This is a genomic window from Clostridium sp. DFI.5.61 (assembly GCF_024462915.1).
In the GTDB taxonomy this organism is placed as follows: Bacteria; Bacillota; Clostridia; order Oscillospirales; family Oscillospiraceae; genus Lawsonibacter; species Lawsonibacter asaccharolyticus.
On the sequence record NZ_JANGBZ010000018.1, the window covers coordinates 1 to 20,644 of the forward strand.

The following is a 20,644-nucleotide window of genomic DNA, read 5'->3' on the forward strand; positions in this document are numbered from 1 at the left end:
GGGGGCTTCCGTCCCACGTCCCGCATCTATAGGGCGGGCAGGTCTAGGACCCGTCTCTACGCAAAGGCCGAAGGGAACCCGCAGGGGCGGCTTCCAGCCGCCCGAAAAGCCTCCCCCCCTCCTGGGGGGAAGGTGTCACGGCGTATGCCGCGACGGATGAGGGGGCTTCCGTCCCACGTCCCGCATCTATAGGGCGGGCAGGTCTAGGACCCGTCCCTGCACAGAGACGAGGACCGCTCATGGGGACGGCGGGCGCGCAAAGGCCGAAGGGAACCCGCAGGGGCGGCTTCCAGCCGCCCGAAAAGCCTTCCCCCTCCTGGGGGGAAGGTGTCGCGGCGTATGCCGCGACGGATGAGAGGGCGGTCCTCCGCCCGCCTCTGGCCGCAGGGCGGAACCCCCAAAACACTTCATCGCCGCCCTCCGGCAGGGCGGGCGGATCTCGAGGAGGAGAGCTATGGAACCAGTGAAGATCATCGGCGCCGGTCTGGCGGGCTGCGAGGCGGCCTGGCAGCTGGCCCAGCGGGGCATCCCGGTGGAGCTGCACGAGATGAAGCCGGAGAAGATGACCCCCGCCCACCACAGCCCGGAGTTTGCGGAGCTGGTGTGCTCCAACTCCCTGCGCTCCGACCAGCTGGAGAACGCGGTGGGACTGCTGAAGGAGGAGCTGCGCCGCTGCGGCTCTCTCATCATGTCCTGTGCGGATGCCCACCGGGTGGAGGCGGGGGGCGCCCTGGCGGTGGACCGCCGCGCCTTCTCACAGGCAGTGACCCAGGCCATCCGCTCCCACCCCGCCGTCACGGTGGTGGAGGGGGAGGTGGAGCGCATTCCGGAGGAGGGGCAGGTCATCGTCGCCGCCGGCCCGCTGGCCTCCGACGCCCTGACGGAGGAGATCTCCCGCCTGTTCCCGGACAGCCGCTACCTGAATTTCTTCGACGCGGCGGCCCCCCTGGTCACCTTTGAGAGCGTGAACATGGAGCGGGCCTGGTTTGCCTCCCGGTACGACCGGGGGACACCGGATTACATCAACTGTCCCATGGAGGAGGAGGAGTACCAGGCCTTCTGGGAGGCCCTCACCACCGCCCAGGAGGCGGAGGTCCACGGCTTTGAGGACTCCGGCGTCTTTGAGGGGTGCATGCCTGTGGAGGTAATGGCCCGCCGGGGGCGGCACACCCTGTGTTACGGCCCGCTGAAGCCGGTGGGCCTGAAGGACCCCAGGACGGGGCGGGAGCCCTTTGCGGTGGTCCAGCTCCGCCGGGACAACGCTCAGGGCTCCATCTATAATATCGTGGGCTTCCAGACCCACCTGAAATGGCCGGAGCAGAAGCGGGTGTTCTCCATGATCCCCGGGCTGGAGCGGGCGGAGTTCGTCCGCTATGGGGTGATGCACCGGAACACCTATCTGGACTCCCCCCGCCTGCTGGACCGGTACTACCGGGTGCGGGGGCAGGAGCGGATCATGTTCGCGGGACAGATCACCGGCGTGGAGGGATATGTGGAGTCCACCGCCTCCGGCGCGCTGGCGGCTATGGAGCTGGCCCGGCGGCTGGAGGGGAAGGAGCCCATCAATTTCCCCCGGGAGACCGCCATGGGCGCAATGGCCCTTTACATCAGCGACCAGAGTGTGGTAAACTTTCAACCGATGAATGTGAATTTCGGCCTGATCCCGCCCCTGGGCTACCGGGTCAAGGGCAAGCGCAACAAGAACGCCGAGCTGTCCAAGCGGGCGCTGGAGGCGCTGGGGGAGCTGGAGCTCTCCTGACGGGACCGCTTGAGACCTCGGGACGGGACCGGAGCTGAGGAAGAGGCCGGTTCAGACCCTTCCGTCCCCTAGGGCCAGCCGAAGTCCCAGACGGAGGCCGTGGGCGAAGGAGACCAAATCGCTCTGGTCAGTGAAACGTAGGACGGCGTCCCAGAGAAGGTCCCGGGCCTCTGGGTCACGGATGACCTCCAGGCGGTCCAGACAGCTGGAGAGGGCCTGACGGCGGCGCTCATACTCTGGGTCGTCCTCATACATCAGCCGCCCAGAGTCTACCTCGGAAAAATAGAGTTCTTGGAGCTGGACTTCCATTGCAACATCACCACACTAAAAGGATGTATTTAATATATATTCTTTTAGTGTGGTTGTCAAGGGGGAAATATGTTTCATAAAGATCTATATGGGCTCCGCTTGAAAAAATTGAGAAATCTGTCTGGGGAGAGACAGGCAGATTTGGCGGCAGTTTTGGGCGTGAAGCCCAATCAGATCATGGAAATGGAGAACGGGCGAAAGACCACCACATTGGAAAAGCTGGCTCTGATTTGTCGGCATTACAACGTCTCGGCGGACTATCTGCTGGGGCTGACCGACGAGCCCAGGCCGCTGGTACAGCAAGAGAAAGAAGGTTAATGGAATGAAGATCATAGTGGACGCCATGGGAGGAGACAACGCGCCCCAGGCTCCGGTGATGGGGGCCGTCCAGGCCAACCGGGAGTATGGTGTGGATATCATCCTGGTGGGGCGGGGGGAGGCCATCCTGAAGGTGCTGGAGGAAAACGGCATCCAGGAGCTGCCCGCCGGCGTGGAGATCGCCCACGCCAGCGAGGTGGTGGAGATGTGCGACAACCCGGCCACCGCCTTCCGGGAGAAGAAGGACTCCTCCCTGACGGTGGGGCTCAACCTGCTCAAGGACGGCAGCGGAGACGCCTTTGTCTCCGCCGGCTCCACCGGCGCCCTGCTGGCCGCCGCCACCCTGCTGGTCAAGCGCATCCGGGGCATCCGCCGGGCCGCCCTGGCCCCTGTGGTGCCCACGGGGAACGGCGGCGCGGTGCTCATCGACTGCGGCGCCAACGCCGAGTGTCCCCCTGAGTATCTGATGCAGTTCGCCTATATGGGCTCCTACTACGCCGAGCACGTGCTGGGCCGCCCGGAGCCCCGGGTGGGCCTGCTGAACATCGGCGTGGAGCCCTCCAAGGGCACTGAGCTGCAGCGCACCGTCTACCCCATGCTCCAGAAGGCTGACCAGGAGGGCCGCATCCGCTTTGTGGGCAACATCGAGGCCCGGGAGGCCGTGGAGGGCAGCGTGGACGTCATCGTGGCCGACGGCTACTCCGGAAATATCTTCCTCAAGACCATGGAGGGCACCGGTCTCTTCCTGGCCCGGGAGATCAAGAAGATATTCAAGCAGAACCTGCTGACCAAGCTGGCGGCGGTGATGGTCTCCGGCGGGCTCAAGCGGTTCAAGAAGCTGATGGATTCCAGCGAGGTGGGCGGCACCGCTCTGGTGGGCATCTCCAAGACCGTCATCAAGGCCCACGGCTCCTCCAACGCCTACGCCTTCCAGAACGCCATCCGCCAGGCCAGCCAGTCCGTCTCCTCCGGTCTGATCGAGAACATCACCGCCAACATCGACCTGATGCGTCTGGACGCGCCGGAAAAGGAATGACGTTTTTCGAAAAAATGGAAACTCCCTATTGACAGCCACCCTGTTTGTGCATATAGTAGGGACAGAAAAAGTGCTGGAGCACAGCAAAAGGAGCAGGCTAGTTATGATTTTTGAAAAGCTGAGTGCACTGATCGCCGAGCAGTTCAACGTGGACCCCGACACCATCACCATGGACACCTCCTTTGAGGACGACCTGAACGCGGATTCCGTGGACATCGTGGATCTCTCCATGGCCCTGGAGGAGGAATTCGGCATTGAGGAGCTGGGGGAGGCGGAGGCTACCTCCATCACCACCGTGGGCGACCTGGTCCGCCTGATCCAGAGCAAGATCGACTAAAGGCACAAAAGACAAGATTCAAAGCTCCGCCGGAGAGGCGGAGCTTTGCCTTAGCGGGACCAAGACCGGCGCGGGCCAGCCCCGCGCCCCGGGAGGAGACACAGGAACATGACCACATTAGAGGAAAAGCTGGGCTACACCTTTCAGAGCCCGGAACTGCTGGAAAACGCGCTGACCCACAGCTCCTGCGCCAACGAGAGCCGGGGAAAGCTGCAGAGCAACGAACGGCTGGAATTTCTGGGCGACTCCATTCTGGGGATGGTGGTGGCAGACCACCTGTACCGGAACCACCCGGACCTGCCGGAGGGGGAGCTGACCCGCACCCGCTCCGCCCTGGTGTGCGAGGAGAGCCTGGTGGAGGTGGCCCAGGCCCTGGGGCTGGGAGAGTATCTGAAGCTGGGCAAGGGGGAGGAGGCCGGCGGCGGCCGCCACCGGCCCTCCATCCAGGCAGACGCCGTAGAGGCGGTGCTGGCTGCGGTCTATCTGGACGGCGGCATCGGCTCGGCCCGGAAGATCATACAGAAATTCATCCTCAGCCGGGAGGTGGCCGGCCTGACCAAGCCCCGGGACTATAAGACCGCCCTCCAGGAGCTGGTCCAGCGGGAGAGCGGGCAGGTGCTGGCCTACCAGCTGGTGGGCGAGGAGGGTCCGGACCACGACAAGCGCTTTTTTGTGGAGGTGGACCTGAACGGCACCCCGGTGGGCAGCGGGCAGGGCCGCAGCAAAAAGGAGGCCGAGCAGATGGCCGCCAAGGCGGCTATCGGGAAGCTGGGCGGCTGAAGCGGCCGCTCCCCGGAAAAGTGAAGCCCCGCCCGGCTCGGGCGTCAGGGACCGCCCCGGCCGCAGGCCGGGGCGGTTTTTACGTGCTCCCCAACGCCTTCCCACTGAGGGGAAGGTGTCACGGCGCAGGCCGTGACGGATGAGGGGGCGTCCTTCCGTACGGCAAAAATCCACAGGATAGGCGGGGCATGATCTTCTTACTCCGGACTCCGGGGCGGAGTCCCCTGGGAAGGGCACGGAAATATATCCTGTCCCGCTCTCGACGGGGGAAATAAAAATTTTTTCAAAAACCATTGACAAACGTGGTTAGCATATGCTAATATAAACACGGTTAGAGGAAACTAACTGGCCGGGATTCTCCTCACACCTCCCTGCTTTCTTCCCCACACTTGTTTCGGCCTGAATCCTCCAGCCACCAGAATCCCCGAATGGACAGGCATCCCGTTTGGGAAACAGCCCACAGCCGCGATCACACGCGCGGCTGTGGGCCTCCTCCTTTTTGGGGGGAGGGGCAACTGGGATGTTGACGGGGGCGCCTGGGCATGATATAGTGGAAAAAAACAGGCGGGATCTTTGCCATGGAACAGATCCTGTTCCGCAGGGAGGGGCACCTTTGAACAAAAATCTGCTGAGAAGCATCCTTTTGATCATCACCTACTCGGTGGTGCTGGTGCTGGTACTGGTGAAGATCGACCTGATATGGGCCGTGGCGGCTCAGATCCTGGGGGCGCTGAAGCCCCTGTTCCTCGGGTTCGCCATCGCATTCGTGCTCAACCGGCCCTGCACCTTCTTTTTCCGACTGTACCACGGGGGGCTGGCGGGGCGGAAGCTGGACCGCTTCAGCCGTCCGCTGGCAGTGCTGTCCGCCTATGTGGCTCTGGTGGTGGTGGTCACCGCCCTGTTCTCCTTTGTGCTCCCCCAGGTGGCGGACAGCATCCGTCTGTTCGTCAGCAGTCTGTCCGGCTATATGGCCAACCTCCAGGCCCTGGCGGACGAGGTGTTCGCCCTGTTCGACCGGGAGGGCGTGGATTTCTCCAGCCTGAACGAATATCTGCGGCGGGTGCTGGAGGGGGTGCTGAACACAGCCACCAACGCGGCCTCCCATGTGCTGGTCATCACCAGCGGGGTCATCTCCATGGGGGTGACGCTGGTGCTGGCCATCGTGTTCTCCGTCTACATGCTCTCCGGGCGGGAGAAGCTGCTCTCGCAGTGCCGCCGGGTGATGCGGGCCTACCTGCCCGGCTCCTGGGCGGACCGGGTGCAGAGCGTGGTCCAGCTCTCCGCGGACACCTTCACCAATTTTGTCTCGGGCCAGCTCACCGAGGCCTGCATCCTGGGGGTGCTGTGCGCCCTGGGGATGCTGTTCATCCAGTCCGACTACGCCGCCTTGGTGGGGGTGATCGTGGGCACCACGGCCCTGATCCCGGTGATGGGGGCTTATATCGGGGCGGTTCTGCCCGCCTTTCTGCTGCTGATGGTGGACCCATGGCGTGCATTGGCGTTTCTGGTATTCCTGGGCATCCTCCAGCAGATCGAGGGCAATGTGATCTATCCCAGAGTGGTGGGCACCTCCATCGGCCTGCCCGGTATCTGGGTGCTGGCTGCGGTGACGGTGGGCGGCGGCCTGTTCGGCCTGCTGGGCGTGCTGCTCAGCGTGCCGGCGGCGTCGGTGCTGTACACCCTGTTGAAGCGGGATGTGCACCGCCGGCTGGAGGAGAAAATGCCCGCCCCGGAGCAGGCAGAAGAGGGAACAGAATAGGCACAGGGGCCGGCGGGATCTCCGCCGGCCCCTTCTGACTTGCGGCTGCCCGGCCTCCGGGGTGGTCCTCCCCTCCCGGCCCGGTGCCGGGATGCGGTCCGATGGGACATGGGTCCCCCTGAGCGAGAAATCGAGCCACAGGGACGCAGGCCGAAAAGTTCTTTCAGATTTTGAAAAAAGAATACCCAAGCGCAAAGATTTATGGTATGATGACAAAAGGGTGATTTTCCAGCCGGCAGAGCCGGCCGAGAGGAGGGAACGGCACATGAGAAGACATATCGGGCTGGCGCTGCTGACGGCGGCGCTGTCTGTCCTGCTGACCGGCTGCCTGTTCCGCTCCACAGAGGATCTGTACGCCCTTCCGGAGCGCTTTCCAGGCTATGAGGACCTGACCGGCAAGCGCAGTGAGATCCAGGCCGGCCTGGAGATGGAGTATGGGACCACGGTGGAGACTGCGGTCATCTACTCCGGCGACAACACCTCTGTGATCCAGTTTCAGGATATGGACGGCGACGGCTCCCAGGAGACTGCGGTCATCTCCTTCCGCATCCCGGGGGCGGAGCGCTCCCTGCGGGTCTATTTCCTCACCACCCAGGGAGACACCGAGCGCTATGAGATCAGCGCGGTGGTGGAGGGGGACGGCACCGGAATCAACGCCATCGATTATGTGGAGCTCAGCGGCAGCGGCAAAAAGGAAGTGGTGGTCAGCTGGCGCACCATCGAGGGCGTCAACCAGCTGGGCGTCTACTCCCTGGACGAGCTGGAGAGCAATGAGACCGTTCCGGTGGCCTCCCAGCTCCTGATGACCGGATACAGCGGATACAGCCTGCTGGACATCGACCGGGATACCCGGACGGAGCTGGCGGTGATCCGCCTGGACCCGGCGGGCGTGGACAGCACGGTGGAGGTCTACGGCTGGCAGAATGGGATGCTGGATCGGCTGGGGACCGCCCGGCTCTCCGCCGGCATCACGGCCCTGGCCTCCAACGGCGTGCGGATCAACTACCTCACCGGGGTGATCCCCGCCCTCTATATCACCAGCACCCTGACGGACGGAGGACAGGCCACTGACATCGTGGCCATGCGGGACGGCTCGCTGGTCAACCTGACCATGAACCAGGAGACAGGCGTGAGCGTGGAGACCATCCGGGGCTATGGTGATATCCGCCCTATGGATGTGAACAGCGACACCATCCTGGAGATGCCCCGCCCCCACCTGCTGCCCACCTACGGGGAGAACTTGTCCAGCGACTTCTGGCTCATCGACTGGAGCCAGTACGACGTGGGGGGGAGGGCGGCCCCAGTCTTTACCACTTATCACAATATGTCCGATCAGTGGTATCTGATCATCCCAGAGGAGTGGGTGGACCAGATTACCATCTCCCGAAGCGACAGCAGCGGCATACGTGCGGTCATCTTCTCCCTCTGGAACGGGCAGAAGAAGGCTCCCACCCCGTTTTTGGCCATCTACAAGCTGACCGGCATCAACAGCAGCAGTCAGGCCGCCAAGGAGGGGCGCTTTATTCTGGCGGAGGACGGCGACGCCATCTACGCGGCAGAATTTTTTGAGAGCGGCTGGAACTGCGGATTGGATGAGGCCGGCGTGCGGGACAGCTTCCGCCTGATCCTGAGCAACTGGGCCGGAGACTGACCGGAGCGATCCACAGGAGGAACGGAAATGAAAAAGATCCTGGTGTTGGAGGACGAAGAGAATATCCGCAGCTTTGTGGTCATCAACCTGAAGCGGGCGGGCTACGAGACTGTGGAGGCGGGCACCGGAGAGGAGGCCCTGGCCCAGCTGAAGCAGAACCCTGGCATCAGGGTGGCCCTGCTGGACATCATGCTGCCCGATATCGACGGCTTTGAGGTGTGCCGGCGCATCCGGGCCATGGACAATAAGATCGGGATTATCATGCTGACGGCCCGGACCCAGGAGATGGACAAGGTGACCGGCCTGATGACCGGGGCGGACGACTATGTGACTAAGCCTTTCTCCCCGGCGGAGCTCACCGCCCGGGTGGATGCCCTGTTCCGCCGCACTGGAGGGGATGAGGAGCTGGAGGCAGATGACGAGGTGGTCCAGCCCCCCTTCCGGCTGAATACCCGCAACCGGACCCTGGAGAAAAACGGACAGCGGGTGAAGCTGACTCAGGTGGAGTACGGCATCGTGAAGCTGTTCATGGAGAACCCGGGCAAGGCACTGTCCCGGGAAGAGATCCTGGACGCGGTGTGGGGGCGGGACTACTTTGGAGAGCTGAAGATCGTGGATGTGAACATCCGCCGCCTCCGCATCAAGATAGAGGACGACGCCACGAACCCGGTTTATATCACCACCGTGTGGGGATATGGGTACAAGTGGGGCGGATAAGCAGGCTCCCAGGGGCGTCGTCCGGGGCCCCGCAGAGCGGGGCGCGCGGCAGCGCGTCAATGCTTCGCAGTGCGAAGCATTGGCGGAGGGGCAATTCATTTGCCCCGAGCATCGGAAAAAAGAGGGGTCCCCAAAGAGCGGGCTCTTTGGGGAGGGACGCCACGAACCCAGTCTATATCACCACCGTGTGGGGATATGGGTACAAGTGGGGCGGATAAAGCGAAGAAAACAGCGGGGATAGGCCCCTGAACGGAGAGGAGGGATACGGTGGCGAAGAAGACAGTGATCCAGGACCGGGTGAAGATCCGGGGCATCCGGAAGCGCTGGCTGGTGAACAGCATGGGCGTGGTGACCCTGATCCTGCTACTGGCCATGGGAACGCTCACCTTGTCCCTGTGGGCGTACTATGAGGGGTCCATGCGGGACAACCTCTCCTCCCGGGCCTCTGACACGGCCCGGAGCTTCAGCGTCTACACCCGGCGGGAGTACCGGACGGCAGCCCAGGACTATGTAGCAAAATTTCCCGATAAGCAGAAGCTGGAGGTGCAGTTCATCGAGACAGACGGTTCGCTGCTGTGTACCAGCTACGGCCTGACCACCTCGGGCACGATGCCGGGGACGCCGGACATCACCGGCGCCATGGAGAGCGGCGATGTGAAGCCCTGGACGGGACAGGACCCCCAGACAGGGGAGCGGATCATGGCCGTGTCCGCCCCGATCATCTACCAGGGGACCACAGTGGGCGTGATCCGGTTCGTCACCTCTATGGCGGCGGTGGACCGGCAGCTGTTCCTGTCCATCGGTGTATGCACCCTGATCGGGATCGCCATTTTGACTATGGTGTATTTCTCTAACCTGTATTTCGTGCGTTCCATCGTGGAGCCGCTGGCCAGCATCAACGAGACGGCCCGCCTCATTGCGGACGGCAGCTACGGCATCCAGATCGAGAAGAAGTTCGATGACGAGATCGGAGAGCTCACAGACACCATCAATGACATGTCACTGAAGATCAAGCAGTCGGAAAAGACCCAATCGGAGTTTATTTCTTCCGTCTCCCACGAGCTGCGCACCCCTCTCACCGCCATCACCGGCTGGGCGGAGACGATTCAGAGCGGTGAGCTGAAGGACCCGGGCGACGTGCGCAAAGGGATGGACATCATCGTGTCGGAGGCCCACCGGCTGACCAACATGGTGGAGGAGCTGCTGGAGTTCTCCCGCATTGAGGACGGCCGCTTCACCCTGTCGGTGGAGCCGCTGGACCTGAAAGCGGAACTGGAGGACGCGGTGTACACCTACAGGGAGTTCTTCCGCAAGGAGGGCATCGCTCTGGAGTACACCGAGTGCCCGGAGGAGATGATCCCCATCTCCGGAGACCCAGGGCGGCTGCGTCAGGTGTTCTGCAATCTGCTGGACAATGCGGCCAAGCACGGCGGCAGCGGAAAGCGTATCGACGTGTCCATCGCCCAGGAGGGGGGAGAGGGCGTCATCCGCATCCGGGACTACGGCCCCGGCATCCCGCCGGAGGAGCTCCCCCATGTAAAGTACAAATTCTATAAGGGCAGCTCAAAAGCCCGGGGTTCCGGCATTGGCCTGGCGGTGTGTGAGGAGATCATCACCCGGCACGAGGGCACCCTGGACATCGGAAACGCGGAGGGCGGCGGCTGCCTGGTGACCATCCGGCTGCCAATTGAAACATAAGTTCTATTCCCCCTTGCTATTCCGGCCCTGATTTGGTAGAATAGCGCTGAGCCTGTCCTTCAATGAAAAGGAGAACCAAGATCCATGCAAGAAAAGCAAGAAGAAACACAGCAGAACTGTGCCCGGGGCAGCTGCTCCAAGGGCTTCAAGACCATGTGCGGCGGCCAGGCCCTCATCGAGGGCATCATGATGCGGGGCCCGAAAAAGGAGTCCGTAGTGGTCCGCCGCCCTGACGGCGGACTGGAGATCCAGGAGAGGGAGCTCAGATTCATCCGGGACCGCTATCCGGTGCTGGGCTGGCCCCTGATCCGGGGAGTAGTCAACTTCGGCGGCTCTATGTACAGCGGCGTCAAGGCGCTGATGTACTCCGCGGAATTTTTCCCCGAGGACGGGGAGGCGGAAGAGGAGGAGCCCTCCAAGTTCGAGGTATGGCTGGAGAGCAGGCTGGGCAGCGAGAAGGCGGCCTCCTTTTTCCTGACTCTGGCGGTCATCTTGGGCGTGGGCATGTCCATCGGCTTGTTTTTCCTCCTGCCCACCCTGCTGGGCACCGCCGTGACCCTGTTCACAGACTCCATGCTGGTGCGCAACGTGGCGGAGAGCCTGCTGAAGATCGTGATTTTTGTGGGCTATCTGGTACTCTGCTCCCGGATGAAAGACATCCACCGGGTGTTCCAGTACCACGGGGCGGAACACAAGACTATCTTCTGCTATGAGGCGGGCCTGCCCCTGACGGTGGAGAACGTGCGCAGGCAGCCCAGGCACCATCCCCGATGCGGCACCAGCTTCCTGTTCATGGTGATCGCCATCTCCATCCTGGTGTCCACCGTGGTGTTCGCCATCTGGCCGGTGCACAACCCGATCCTGCGCTTCCTGGCCCATCTGGCCATGCTGCCCCTGATCGTGGGCATCAGCTACGAGTTCAACCGCTGGGCCGGACGGCACGACGGCCCCATCACCCGCATTCTGGTGGCCCCGGGCCTGTGGCTGCAGAACTTCACTACCTTTGAGCCGGACGACTCCATGATGGAAGTGGGCATCAAAGCGCTGGAGCTGGTCCTGCCGGAGAAGCAGGGCGAGGACGCCTGGTAAAGCACCGGAGGCGCTTGGTTGAATTAGGAATTTTAGCTGTTGTGGGGAGCCTTCCAGTTGGAGGGGGGGTTCCTGCTGCGGGAGCCTTGGAGAGCGTGGCGGGGAATCAGGACCGGACCGTGTGCGGCGGAGCTGGACAAAATAATTCCTCATTCCTAATTGAAAAAATGGGGGGAGCTGAATGGCGACGACCTATAACAACCTATACCTGGACACCCGGGCGCGGCTGAGAAAGGCAGGCATCGACGCCGCCCAGCTGGAGGCCCGGGAACTGCTGTGCTATGCCTCTGACAAGAGCCGGGAACAGCTGTACCGGGACATGTCCCTCTATGTTTCGGCGGAGCTGGAGCGGCGGGTGGAGGAGCTGGTCCAGCGCCGCCTGGCGGGGGAGCCGGTAGCCTATATCGTGGGGGAGTGGGAGTTCTATGGCCTCCCTCTGGATATCTCCAGCGACGTGCTCATCCCCAGAAGTGACACAGAGGTGCTGGCCGAACGGGCTATCCTCCGTGCCAGAGCGGCAGGCGAGGGAGCCCGGGTGCTGGACCTGTGCGCCGGCAGCGGCTGCGTGGGGCTGGCGGTGGCCGCCAATGTGCCCGCCTGCCGGGTGGTGCTGGGGGAGCTGTCGGAAGGAGCCTTGCGGGTGTGCAAGCAGAACGTCCGCCGCAACAGCCTGAACGCCCGGGTCACCTGTGTCAGCGTCAATGCCCTGGAGCCCCCGGCCTCTGCCCTGTGGGACTTTGACATCATCGCCTGCAACCCACCCTATATCCCCACTGGAGACATCCCGGGCCTGGATGTCTCCGTGCGGGACTATGAGCCCCATATGGCCCTGGACGGCGGGGCGGACGGCCTGGATTTTTACCGGGCCGTGACCCAGAAGTGGAAAAGCGCCCTGCGGCTGGGGGGCAGCCTGATCTTTGAGGTGGGCATCGGACAGGCCCCCAGCGTGGAGGACATCCTGGCCCGAAACGGCTTTGAAGGCATACAGACCACCGCAGACACCCAGGGGATCTGGCGGGTGGTAGAGGGGACCGTGAACCGTTAATGGCATATGGAAAGACGAAGAAATGGATGATAGGCGGGGCGGCGCTGGCGGGGACCGCGGTCCTGACGGCCGCCCTGTGGCAGGGACTGACTCTGCGCCGCTACGCCTTGCATACGGACAAGCTTTCCGCCCCAGTGCGCCTGCTGCTGCTCACCGACCTGCACAGCACATTTTATGGACGGGCGCAGCGGGGGCTGCTCTCCGCCATCCAGGCCCAGACGCCCGACGCCGTCCTCCTGGCGGGGGACATGGCAGACGACTCCCGGGGCGACGCCGGGGTGGATGCCCTGATGTCCGCCCTGGGTGGGGCATGTCCCTGCTGCTATGTGTCGGGCAACCATGAGGTGCGCACCGGCTGTTTGGAGGCGCTGAAGAGGCGCTTCCGGAGCTGGGGGATCACCGTGCTGGAGGGCAGCGGCACTCTGTTGGCGACGCCGGGGGGCACACTCCGGATCTGCGGGGTGGACGACCCCTCCGCCTTTGCCGGCGAGTCGGGGTGGCTGGAGCAGTTCCGGGCCTGCCAGGCGCTGACGGGGGACAGCCGGTACACAGTGCTGCTCTCCCACCGGCCGGAGCGGACGGAATGTTACCGGGACAGTGGATTCGATCTGGTGGTGTCGGGCCATGCCCATGGCGGGCAGGTCCGCCTGCCGGGGATGATCAACGGCCTGTTCGCCCCGCACCAGGGGGCCTTCCCGGACTACGCCGGCGGGCTCTACGCCCTGGGGAGCACCACCCTGGTGGTGAGCCGGGGGCTCTGCCGGAACCTGCTGCCCCGGGTGTTCAATCCCCCTGAGCTGGTGGCGCTGGATCTGCTGCCCGCAGAGGACAAGGCGCTGTGAACCTTAAGAGAAAAGTGGGCCCGGAGACGGCTGCGCCGCCCCCGGGGATGGAAAGGATCGATCAGAATGGCTGAAAAGAAAAAGAGCGTGGAGTCTGCCTCCCCCGCCTCTGATAAGAAGAAGGCTCTGGAGACCGCCATGGCCCAGATCGAGCGGGCCTATGGCAAGGGCTCCATCATGCGCCTGGGAGAGAACGCAGGGGTGGTGGTGGACGCCATCCCCACCGGCTCCCTGTCCCTGGACATCGCCCTGGGGATCGGCGGCGTGCCCAAGGGGCGCATCATTGAGATCTACGGGCCGGAGTCCTCCGGTAAGACCACCCTGGCCCTGCACATCGTGGCGGAGGCCCAGAAGCGCGGGGGCGAGGTGGCCTTCATCGACGCGGAGCACGCCCTGGACCCCTCCTATGCCCGCGCCCTGGGGGTGGACATCGACTCCATGCTCATCTCCCAGCCAGACACCGGCGAGCAGGGTCTGGAGATCTGTGAGGCCCTGGTCCGGTCCGGTGCCATCGACGTGGTGGTGGTGGACTCGGTAGCCGCCCTGGTGCCCCGGGCGGAGATCGAGGGGGACATGGGGGACAGCCATGTAGGCCTGCTGGCCCGGCTGATGAGCCAGGCCCTGCGGAAGCTGGCCGGCTCCATCGCCAAGACCAACTGCATCGTCATCTTCATCAACCAGCTGCGGGAAAAGGTAGGGGTCATGTACGGCAATCCGGAGGTGACCACCGGCGGCCGGGCGCTGAAGTTCTACGCCTCGGTGCGCATCGACGTGCGCCGGGTGGAGGCACTGAAGAACGGCGGCGAGGTCATCGGCAACCGCACCCGGGCCAAGATCGTGAAGAACAAGGTGTCCCCCCCCTTCCGGGAGGCGGAGTTCGACATCATGTACGGCGAGGGCATCTCCAAGTGGGGCGAGCTGGTGGATCTGGCCGTCAAGCTGGACATTCTTCAGAAGTCCGGCTCATGGTTCTCCATGGGGGAGACCCGCCTGGGCCAGGGCCGAGATGCGGTGAAGGAGTACCTGAAAAATAACCCGGAGCTGGCCGACCGCATCGAGGCCGAGGTGCGGGCCAACTCCTTCAAGCTGATGAGTAAACAGTCCCAGATCGCCGCCAGGGCCGCAGGCCGGGCGGTGGACGTGTCCGCCGACGACTTTGAGGACGGGGCGGACGGGCAGTAAGCCGTGGTCATCCAGGATCTGAAGCCCTCCCGGCGTGTGGAGGGCCGCTGGCTGGCGGTGCTGGAGGACGGCTCCATCCTCCGGCTGGGGGAGGGCGAGGTGGTGGACTTCGCCCTCTATGCCGGCAAGGAGCTGTCGGAGGGGGAGGCCGAGGCCCTTACCCAGGCGGCACGCCGGAGCGGACTGCGCCAGAAAGCCCTCAACCTGCTGACCTCCAAACCCATGTCCCGCCGGGAGCTGGAGCAGAAGCTCCGAAGCTGGGAGGCGGGGGAGGAGGAGGCAGCCGCCATCGCTGACCGGATGAAGGAGCTGGGCTTCCTCAACGACGCCGCCTATGCCGCCCAGGTGGTCCGCTATTACTCCGCGAAGGGATACGGGGAGCGGAAGCTGCGGGACGAACTGTACCGCCGGGGGATTCCCCGGGAGCTGTGGGACGAGGCCCTGGAGGGGGCCGCGGACCCCTCCGCCGCCATTGAGGAGTTTCTGCGGAAAAAGTGGAGGGGCACGCTCCCCGATGATCCACGGGAGCTGAAAAAGGCCTCTGACGCCCTGGCCCGCCGGGGCTACTCCTGGTCCGACATCGTCGAGGGCCTGCGCCGCTACGGGGCTGAGGCAGAATCAGATGAATAGGCAGAGCGGCCGTCATCACTTGCACGCCCAGCCGCAGCCCTGCCAGAAAAGCGGTTTGTTCCTGCCATGCAAAGGCCAGAAAATGGGCCTGCTCAAAGGTAAATGTCAAGGAGAATATTATGTGTGGCACAAAAATATTTGGGGAACGGATCTTTCAGATGTGGCGAAAGGATGGCCTGAGTCAAAAACAGCTGGGAGATGTAGTCGGGCTGTTTCACCAAGGCAATCAGCACCAAAGTATCGTCTGATTACCTATTGGGAATTACAGACGATCCCTCCTGGCGGGGGAAATAAGGCATCCAATGGGCGGGCCGAATAATGTCACTCGAAGGGGCCAAAGAGACAATGAGACATCTTACCGCCCAAAAGGTGGCAGAATTTCTGATATAAAATTAAGAAATATTGGAGCGATACATCATGCCATACAAAGTAGCCTTTGTATCCTTGGGCTGCGCCAAAAATCTGGTGAACACCGAGCAGATGATGGCCCTGTGCCGGAGAGCGGGGTACGACGTCACGGGTGAAACGGAGGGGGCCGACGTGGCAGTGCTGAACACCTGCGGCTTCATCGAGTCGGCCAAGAGCGAGGCCATCAACAGCATCCTGGAGCTGGCGGAGCTGAAAAAGGCAGGTAAGCTGAAGAAGCTGCTGGTGGCGGGTTGCCTGACCCAGCGCTACCGTGAGGAGATCCGCACGGAGCTGCCCGAGGTGGACGGGATGCTGGGCACCGGCAGCTATACCGATGTGGCCTCCGCCGTGGCGGAGCTGATGGAGGGGGAGCGGCCGGAGCACTTTGGCGATATCCACCGCACCTATGAGGACGGGGAGCGGATGGTCACCACCCCACCCTACACCGCCTTTTTGAAAATCGCGGAGGGGTGCAGCAACGGCTGCGCTTTCTGCATCATCCCCAAGCTCCGGGGGCGCTACCGCAGCCGCTCTATGGAGGCCCTGGTGGAGGAGGCACGGGGATTGGCCGCCTCCGGCGTGAAGGAGCTCATCGTCATTGCTCAGGACATCACCCGGTATGGGCTGGACCGGAAGGACGGCTCCACCCTGGCCAAGCTGCTGGACAGGCTGTGTGAGCTGGACTTCCACTGGATCAGGCTTCACTACCTCTACCCCGAGGCGGTGACGGACGAGCTGATCGAGACCATCGCCCGCCAGCCCAAGATCCTCCACTATCTGGATATCCCCATCCAGCACTGCAACGACGCCATCCTGAAGGCTATGCGCCGCCGGAACACCAGGGCGGAGATCGAGGCGCTGTTCGCCAAGCTGCGGAAGGCCATGCCTGACGTGGTGCTGCGCACCTCCCTGATCTGCGGACTGCCCGGCGAGGGGGAGGCGGAGTTTGAGGAGCTGTGCCACTTCCTGCGGGAGCAGCGCATCCAGCGGGCCGGCGTCTTCCAGTTCTCCCCTGAGGAGGGGACCCTGGCTGCCGCCATGGAGGGCCAGGTGGACCCGGACACCGCCGCCCGGCGGGTGGAACTGGTGGTGGACCTCCAATCCCGGGTCATGGACGAGTACAATGAGGAGCGGCTGGGCACCGTGATGGAGGTGCTGTGCGAGGGCTTCGACAGCGCGGAGGGGTGCTACACGGGCCGGACCTACGCCGACTCCCCGGACATTGACGGGAGGGTGCTCTTCACCGCCGCCGGAGTGATCCCGGCGGGCACCTTCGTCAACGTGCGCATCACCGGCATGTCCGACGGAGACTTGACGGGCGAGATCGAGGAATGATGCGATTTTACACGGCGTGAGGTGTGTTTTACCGAAAAAGACATGGGAGGGTAGACGATGCCTTTGGTTTGTGATAAACTGTCTATCCGGCTGAAGGAGCAGGGATTACGGAAGTATGATCTGCGAAAGGACAAGATCATTGGCATGTCTGCACTGGGAAAATTGCGTAAAAATGAGGGACATATAGACACCCGGACGATTGAGGCGCTGTGTGAATATCCCCACTGCCAGCCGGGCGACATCATAGAGTATTTTCCCGAAGGGGAAACGGATAAAGGAGATAGTAACGGATGAATACCGCCAACAAGCTGACCCTGCTACGGGTGGTCATGATCCCCGCGTTTCTGCTGGTGCTCTATCTGGACGTGCCCGGCGCCAGCTACTGGGCCCTGGCCATCTTCGTGGCAGCCAGCCTTACCGACACCCTGGACGGCTATATCGCCCGGCATTACAACCAGGTGACGGACTTCGGTAAGTTCATGGACCCCCTGGCGGACAAGTGCCTGGTGGTGGCTGCCATGCTGTGGTTCGTGGAGATCGGCCAGATGCCGGCCTGGGCGGTGCTCATTGTAGTCATCCGGGAGTTTGCCGTCAGCGGCCTGCGGATGGTGGCCGCCGACAAGGGGCGGGTCATCGCCGCCGGCTGGTCGGGGAAGGTGAAGACTGCCTCTACCATGGTGTGCATCGTGCTCATGCTCATCCCCCCCGTGGCTCGGGAGATCAGCTCCCTGTGCGTGGCGGTCATCGTGCTGACCACCATCTACTCCGGGGTGGAGTATTTCATCAAGAATCTGGATGTGCTGTCCGGAACAAAATGAGTGCATTTTCCATAATAGCCTGTATTCAAATCAGAGAGCCCCGTCTGTCTCAAACAGACGGGGCTTTTTTACCAGACCCCCTCAAAGAAAGGGAATTTGAGAATGAGGCGCTGCGATCACAGAGCATCCGGGCACGGGGCAACACGCCCCCGCACAGGAGTGGGAGGAAGCGGAAAACGGCCCCGCAGGCCGGAAACGCTGGGCACAACAGCTAAAATGACACGGGGAGTTCACCCCTCTGACTTGTATTTCCAGGGAATACGGCGTAAACTAGGGCCAGAAATAGGGTGGGGAGGGCATAAAATGCTGCGTGAGTGGAGATTTGAACGGACAACAGAGCCAGAAGAGGTGCACAAGGCAGAGCTGAAACAGAGAAGAGCAAATCTGGCGGGCCTCCAGCAGCGGCTGAAGCAGGCGGGGCTGCCGGTGATCGTATTGGTGGAGGGGTGGGGAGCGGCCGGAAAGGGGAGCGTGATCCGCTCCCTGATCCGGGAGCTGGACCCCCGGTTTTTCAAGGTGATCAGTGTCTCCATGCCCACAGAGGAGGAACGCCGCTGGCCCTTCCTGAAGCGCTACGTTCAGAGCATCCCGGAGGCGGGAAAGGTCCTCTTCCTGGACTCGGGATGGATGGATGAGACGGTGCGGGAACGGCTGCAGGGTGGCCTGTCCGAGCGGGAGTATGCCCGGAGGCTGGAGAGCGTGAGGATGATGGAGCGGCAGCTGGCGGCAGGCGGCTATCTGCTGGTGAAGCTGTTCCTCCACATCGACAGGGAGCGCCAGCGGAAACGGCTGAAGAAGTTAGCCAGCCACAAGGACACGGCCTGGAGGGCAGGGGAAAATGACTGGCGGCAGAACAAGAACTATGGGCGGACGCTGGATGCTTTCCAGGATTTTATGTCTGCCACTGACGCACCCTGGGCCCGCTGGAAGGTGATCGACGGCTCCCATGCCGTCCGGGCGCAGCTGGAAGCGGCGGACTGGCTGTACCACCAGATCTGCACCGCCCTGGACTGCCGGCCCGCAGCGGAGCAGCCGAAGAGGGAGTGGCCCCTGCTGCCCATGGAACCCCTGTCCCAGGTGAGATTGGATCAGGCCCTGGGGGAGAAGGAGTACCGGAAGCAGCTGAAGAAGTGCCGGAAGGAGCTGGCGGAGCTTCACAATGAGCTCTACCGGAAAAAGGTGCCGGTGGTCATCGTCTACGAGGGGTGGGACGCCGCAGGGAAGGGAGGCAACATCAAGCGCCTGGCCTCCGCCCTGGACCCTCGGGGCTATGAGGTCATCCCCATCGCCGCCCCCACCCACGACGAGCTGGCCAGGCATTACCTGTGGCGGTTCTGGGAACGCCTGCCAAAGACGGGCCACATCGCCATCTTTGACCGCAGCTGGTACGGGCGGGTGATGGTGGAGCGGCTGGAGGGCTTCTGTTCGGAGGCAGAGTGGCAGCGGGCCTATGACGAGATCAACGAGTTTGAGCGGGAGCTCACCGATGCCGGGACGGTGGTGGTGAAATTTTGGGTGCAGATCGACAAGGACACCCAGCTGGCCCGGTTCCGGGAGCGGCAGAACACCCCGGAGAAGCAGTGGAAGATCACGGAGGAGGACTGGCGGAACCGGGAGAAGTGGGACGCCTATGAGGAAGCGGTGGACGAGATGCTGGCCAGGACCAGTACGGAGCGGGCGCCGTGGCATATCCTGGAGTCGGTGGACAAGCGGTATGCCCGGATCAAGGCCATGAGGCTGGTCATCGGTGCCATCCGGCAGACGCTGGACCGGTGAGCAAGGAGAGGCCCCGGCGGGGAGGAAGCCCTGCCGGGGCATTTCCCGTCTCAGAAGGAGATGCGGAGGGAAAAGAGACGGGAAAATGGAAAAACCGCCCCTCTTTTTCCGAAGGGCGGTTTGCGGATATTGATATTTACAGCAGGCCGCGCACTGGTGGGAGAGTCAGCCGTGAGAGTGGTCGGGGTCCCGGAGCAGGACCTGGTCGCCGGCCTGGTACTCCTTGGCGTAGCGGCCGGGGGAGGTGCCGGTGAGATGACCAAAGGTGCGGATGAAATGGGAGTTGTCGGAGAAACCGGACAGCTCCCCCGCCTGCTGGACGCTGACCCCCTCCTGGAGCAGCTGCCGGGCCCGGAGGATGCGGCTGTAAATGATATACTCCATGACGGAAAAGCCGGTGGCCGACTTGAAGATGCGGCACAGATAGTGCTTGCTGATGAAGAACCTGCCGGCGATCTGATCCAGGGTCAGGGGCTCAGCCAGGTTGTCCCGGATATAGTCCAGGATGGGCGCCACCCGCAGAAAGTCCTTGTTGCGGATGGCCTCGCCGGCGGTGGAGGCGTTGAGGACAGGGGCGACGCGGATCAGCAGGTTGAGCAGGGCAATGGTCTGGTGGATGTCGCTGCCGAAGGAGCCGTCGTTTTTGTTGCGCTCCAGGGCCTGAAACAGCTCGATGATCTCGGTCATCTCGTCGGTGGACAGGGCGGCACGGCGGAAGCTGTCGTGGGTCAGCTGGGTCAGGTCGGTCTGGGGGGTGGACAGCTCGGCAAGGGCCTTCCGGCCGATATGGAGGATATACCGGGCGTGGAAGCCGGTGGCGATGGTGCGGTGGAGGGTGTTCTCCCCGATGAGGTACAAGGTGCCCCGCTGGAGGGGATAGACCTGGTCGTTGACGAAGATGTTTCCCGGGCTGGTCAGGGGGAGCAGGAGCTCGTAGTGGTCGTGGAAATGGAGGCGGCTCATGTTCCAGGTCACATTGTGATTCAGCTGTAAATGAAATTCAACATTGGTCATGAAACTACCTCAAATACCCTTAAAAAAGTGAAGTTTCTGGTAAAATTGCAGAGGGTTTGGCTTGCCCAACTTCCTTTGTTGTGGTATTATAACATACGTAGTGAAGATATGCAAACTTTTTGCCAAATTAGCAAAGGAAAT

20 protein-coding genes are annotated in these 20,644 nt (G+C 62.9%); 18 read left to right on the forward strand and 2 right to left on the reverse strand.

Annotated elements, in window-relative coordinates; genetic code table 11:
- The first annotated feature begins 454 nt into the window (after positions 1 to 454).
- A complete protein-coding gene (gene trmFO / locus NE584_RS10265; RefSeq protein ID WP_256182728.1) occupies positions 455 to 1,759 on the forward strand; it encodes a methylenetetrahydrofolate--tRNA-(uracil(54)-C(5))-methyltransferase (FADH(2)-oxidizing) TrmFO in 1,305 nt (434 codons plus the stop codon).
- 51 nt (positions 1,760 to 1,810) lie between these two features.
- Here the strand turns inward: trmFO and NE584_RS10270 are convergent, their stop codons facing one another.
- On the reverse strand, positions 1,811 to 2,068 hold the full coding sequence (locus tag NE584_RS10270; RefSeq protein ID WP_256182729.1) for a hypothetical protein: 258 nt from the start codon (positions 2,066 to 2,068) through the stop codon (positions 1,811 to 1,813).
- A gap of 69 nt (positions 2,069 to 2,137) precedes the next feature.
- On the opposite strand from NE584_RS10270, the gene NE584_RS10275 reads away from it, so the two are divergent.
- From NE584_RS10275 to pap, 17 genes are all read left to right on the forward strand, one after another.
- The gene (locus NE584_RS10275) at positions 2,138 to 2,386 is read left to right on the forward strand and encodes a helix-turn-helix domain-containing protein (protein WP_050623922.1); all 249 of its coding nucleotides are present in this window, start codon (positions 2,138 to 2,140) and stop codon (positions 2,384 to 2,386) included.
- 4 nt (positions 2,387 to 2,390) lie between these two features.
- A complete protein-coding gene (gene plsX / locus NE584_RS10280) occupies positions 2,391 to 3,422 on the forward strand; it encodes a phosphate acyltransferase PlsX (protein ID WP_050623923.1) in 1,032 nt (343 codons plus the stop codon).
- Positions 3,423 to 3,525: 103 nt separating this feature from the next.
- Positions 3,526 to 3,759 carry an acyl carrier protein gene (gene acpP, locus NE584_RS10285; RefSeq protein ID WP_050623924.1) on the forward strand — a complete coding sequence of 78 codons (234 nt, stop codon included), beginning with the start codon at positions 3,526 to 3,528 and terminating at the stop codon, positions 3,757 to 3,759.
- A 108-nt stretch (positions 3,760 to 3,867) separates the two neighbouring features.
- Positions 3,868 to 4,539 (forward strand): ribonuclease III, encoded by a 672-nt coding sequence (rnc, locus tag NE584_RS10290; RefSeq protein ID WP_050623925.1) that lies wholly within the window; start codon positions 3,868 to 3,870, stop codon positions 4,537 to 4,539.
- Between the two features lie 613 nt (positions 4,540 to 5,152).
- Complete coding sequence (locus tag NE584_RS10295; protein WP_256182730.1) at positions 5,153 to 6,298, forward strand: AI-2E family transporter; 1,146 nt, start codon at positions 5,153 to 5,155, stop codon at positions 6,296 to 6,298.
- 265 nt (positions 6,299 to 6,563) lie between these two features.
- Positions 6,564 to 7,949, forward strand: a complete 1,386-nt coding sequence (locus NE584_RS10300) for a hypothetical protein (RefSeq protein WP_050623926.1) — start codon at positions 6,564 to 6,566, stop codon at positions 7,947 to 7,949.
- 27 nt (positions 7,950 to 7,976) lie between these two features.
- Positions 7,977 to 8,666, forward strand: coding sequence for a response regulator transcription factor (locus tag NE584_RS10305; protein ID WP_050623927.1), 690 nt, complete (start codon positions 7,977 to 7,979; stop codon positions 8,664 to 8,666).
- Positions 8,667 to 8,933: 267 nt separating this feature from the next.
- A complete protein-coding gene (locus NE584_RS10310) occupies positions 8,934 to 10,364 on the forward strand; it encodes a cell wall metabolism sensor histidine kinase WalK (protein WP_050623928.1) in 1,431 nt (476 codons plus the stop codon).
- 84 nt (positions 10,365 to 10,448) lie between these two features.
- The gene (locus NE584_RS10315; RefSeq protein ID WP_242850307.1) at positions 10,449 to 11,453 is read left to right on the forward strand and encodes a DUF1385 domain-containing protein; all 1,005 of its coding nucleotides are present in this window, start codon (positions 10,449 to 10,451) and stop codon (positions 11,451 to 11,453) included.
- 181 nt (positions 11,454 to 11,634) lie between these two features.
- Positions 11,635 to 12,498, forward strand: coding sequence for a peptide chain release factor N(5)-glutamine methyltransferase (gene prmC, locus NE584_RS10320; protein WP_256182731.1), 864 nt, complete (start codon positions 11,635 to 11,637; stop codon positions 12,496 to 12,498).
- Positions 12,498 to 13,340 carry a metallophosphoesterase gene (locus NE584_RS10325; protein ID WP_256182732.1) on the forward strand — a complete coding sequence of 281 codons (843 nt, stop codon included), beginning with the start codon at positions 12,498 to 12,500 and terminating at the stop codon, positions 13,338 to 13,340. Before prmC ends, NE584_RS10325 begins: the two co-directional genes overlap by 1 nt.
- A gap of 66 nt (positions 13,341 to 13,406) precedes the next feature.
- Positions 13,407 to 14,522 (forward strand): recombinase RecA, encoded by a 1,116-nt coding sequence (recA, locus tag NE584_RS10330; protein ID WP_050623930.1) that lies wholly within the window; start codon positions 13,407 to 13,409, stop codon positions 14,520 to 14,522.
- Positions 14,523 to 14,525: 3 nt separating this feature from the next.
- Positions 14,526 to 15,152 carry a RecX family transcriptional regulator gene (locus tag NE584_RS10335; protein ID WP_256182733.1) on the forward strand — a complete coding sequence of 209 codons (627 nt, stop codon included), beginning with the start codon at positions 14,526 to 14,528 and terminating at the stop codon, positions 15,150 to 15,152.
- A 417-nt stretch (positions 15,153 to 15,569) separates the two neighbouring features.
- A complete protein-coding gene (gene rimO / locus NE584_RS10340; RefSeq protein ID WP_108980900.1) occupies positions 15,570 to 16,895 on the forward strand; it encodes a 30S ribosomal protein S12 methylthiotransferase RimO in 1,326 nt (441 codons plus the stop codon).
- A gap of 57 nt (positions 16,896 to 16,952) precedes the next feature.
- On the forward strand, positions 16,953 to 17,189 hold the full coding sequence (locus NE584_RS10345; RefSeq protein WP_256182734.1) for a helix-turn-helix transcriptional regulator: 237 nt from the start codon (positions 16,953 to 16,955) through the stop codon (positions 17,187 to 17,189).
- Complete coding sequence (pgsA, locus tag NE584_RS10350; RefSeq protein ID WP_050623934.1) at positions 17,186 to 17,713, forward strand: CDP-diacylglycerol--glycerol-3-phosphate 3-phosphatidyltransferase; 528 nt, start codon at positions 17,186 to 17,188, stop codon at positions 17,711 to 17,713. The genes NE584_RS10345 and pgsA overlap by 4 nt, the downstream gene beginning before the upstream one ends.
- 303 nt (positions 17,714 to 18,016) lie before the next feature.
- Positions 18,017 to 19,489 carry a polyphosphate:AMP phosphotransferase gene (gene pap / locus NE584_RS10355; RefSeq protein WP_256182735.1) on the forward strand — a complete coding sequence of 491 codons (1,473 nt, stop codon included), beginning with the start codon at positions 18,017 to 18,019 and terminating at the stop codon, positions 19,487 to 19,489.
- A 165-nt stretch (positions 19,490 to 19,654) separates the two neighbouring features.
- Here the strand turns inward: pap and NE584_RS10360 are convergent, their stop codons facing one another.
- Complete coding sequence (locus NE584_RS10360) at positions 19,655 to 20,503, reverse strand: AraC family transcriptional regulator (RefSeq protein ID WP_050623936.1); 849 nt, start codon at positions 20,501 to 20,503, stop codon at positions 19,655 to 19,657.
- Positions 20,504 to 20,644: the final 141 nt, after the last annotated feature.